We start from the raw sequence: 2,254 nt of genomic DNA on the forward strand, positions 1-2,254 counted from the left end.
AAGTCACCGCCTATGCAGGTAAAGGTGAAGTTTTAACTCATATTGCTTGGAATGATTATCGCATAAAGCTTGAATATCTTTTTGCTTGCAACGAACAAAAAGCTAAATTTTACAATGCCACTGAAGGTGGAGCAAGGATTAATTTTACTGAAGAACTTTCCTTTAAAGAATGTTGTGAAAAACTCCTTACAAAATTTAAACCCAAGTTTGAACTTCCCAAAAATTTAACTAAAAATAGAAGTGATAAACTCCTAGTTAAATTCAAAGAAAAAATACAAAAAGATCAAGATAATGCTAAAAGATTTTTAGACGATGCTTTAGCTTTAAAACAAATTTTAGAAAACATACTCAGTAAAGATTTTATTTTACCTTTGGAATTTTTAGAAAAAGTTTATCAAAATATAGAAAATTTCAATCACTCTTTAGATACAGATGAGTTTATACAGGATGAAGTTTTAAGAGGAGCCTTTGCTTATCGTGGAAAATTTATCGCCGATGTGCTTAGGCTTCATATTCAAGATAAAGTTAGTTTTATCAGTACTTATATCAAAGCTTATGATGAATGGTTGTTTTATTTTATAGAAAAACTAGAGCAAAAATATGAATCTTTATTAAAAGTATAAAATTTAACACCAAAGTATAAAATATTTTTTTGATTGCACGATATAGTATTTAACAAGTTCATGGATGAGCTTGAATTTTTTTAAAAGGATTTAAAATGGGATTTCGTATTAACACTAATGTTGCAGCATTAAATGCAAAAGCAAATTCTGATCTAAACAGCAAAGCATTAGATCAATCACTTGCAAGACTTAGTTCAGGTCTTAGAATCAACTCAGCCGCAGATGATGCTTCAGGGATGGCGATAGCAGATAGTCTAAGATCTCAAGCTAATACTTTAGGTCAAGCTATATCTAATGGTAATGATGCTTTAGGTATCTTACAAACTGCAGATAAAGCTATGGATGAGCAACTTAAGATCTTAGATACAATCAAGACTAAAGCAACTCAAGCAGCTCAAGATGGACAAAGCTTAAAAACAAGAACTATGCTTCAAGCAGATATTAACCGCTTGATGGAAGAACTTGATAATATTGCTAATACTACTTCATTTAATGGTAAACAACTTTTAAGTGGTAATTTTATCAATCAAGAATTTCAAATCGGTGCAAGTTCAAATCAAACTATTAAAGCTACCATAGGCCCAACCCAATCTTCTAAAATCGGTTTAACACGCTTTGAAACTGGAGGAAGGATTTCTGAAAGTGGTGAAGTGCAATTTACTTTGAAAAACTATAACGGTATAGATGATTTTAAATTTCAAAAAGTTGTGATTTCAACTTCGGTTGGAACAGGACTTGGGGCTTTAGCTGAAGAGATCAATAAAAATGCCGATAAAACGGGTGTTAGGGCTACCTTTACAGTAGAGACTCGAGGTATGGGTGCAGTTAGAGAAGGTACTACTTCTGAAGATTTTACTATTAATGGGGTAAAAATCGGCCAGATAGAATATAAAGATGGCGATAGCAATGGTGCTTTAGTTTCTGCAATCAACTCTGTAAAAGATACTACAGGAGTAGAAGCCTCTATAGATGAAAATGGTAAACTTTTGCTCACTTCAAGAGAGGGTAGAGGGATTAAAATTGAAGGTGATATAGGCAAGGGTGCTTTTATCAATCCAAATATGAAAGAAAATTACGGTCGCTTATCTTTGGTAAAAAATGATGGTAAAGATATTTTAATCAGTGGAACAGGATTAACTGCTACTGGATTTGGTGCAAGTAGTTTCATTTCACAAGCTTCTGTTTCTCTAAGAGAATCAAAAGGTCAAATTGATGCCAATGTTGCTGATGCTATGGGGTTTAACTCAGTTGATAAAGGTAATATTTTAGGGGGTTATTCTTCTGTTTCTGCTTATATGAGTAATGCCGGTAGTGGATTTTCGTCAGGTTCAGGTTATTCTGTAGGTAGTGGTAAAAATTATTCCACAGGTTTTGCTAATGTGATAGCTGTTTCTGCAGCTTCTCAACTCTCAGCAGTTTATAATGTATCCGCAGGCTCAGGTTTTTCTAGTGGTTCTAATTTATCTCAATTTGCAACCTTGAAAACTTCAGTTGGAAATACTCTTGGTGTAAAAGATGAAACAGCAGGTGTAACTACACTTAAAGGCGCTATGGCAGTGATGGATATAGCAGAAACTGCTATAACAAATCTTGATCAAATCAGAGCCGATATTGGTTCAGTGCAAAATCAA

General features: G+C 33.5%; 1 protein-coding gene and 1 pseudogene. Both read left to right on the top strand.

The genetic code is table 11. From position 1 onward, the window contains the following. Positions 1-623: pseudogene (locus AJ881_RS04780) on the top strand (motility associated factor glycosyltransferase family protein); the annotation flags it as partial. A 95-nt stretch (positions 624-718) separates the two neighbouring features. After that, a partial coding sequence (locus AJ881_RS04785) for a flagellin (RefSeq protein ID WP_070282654.1) occupies positions 719-2,254 on the top strand: 1,536 nt, incomplete at its 3' end.

Source organism: Campylobacter sp. BCW_6460, assembly GCF_001762705.1.
GTDB lineage: Bacteria > Campylobacterota > Campylobacteria > Campylobacterales > Campylobacteraceae > Campylobacter_D > Campylobacter_D jejuni.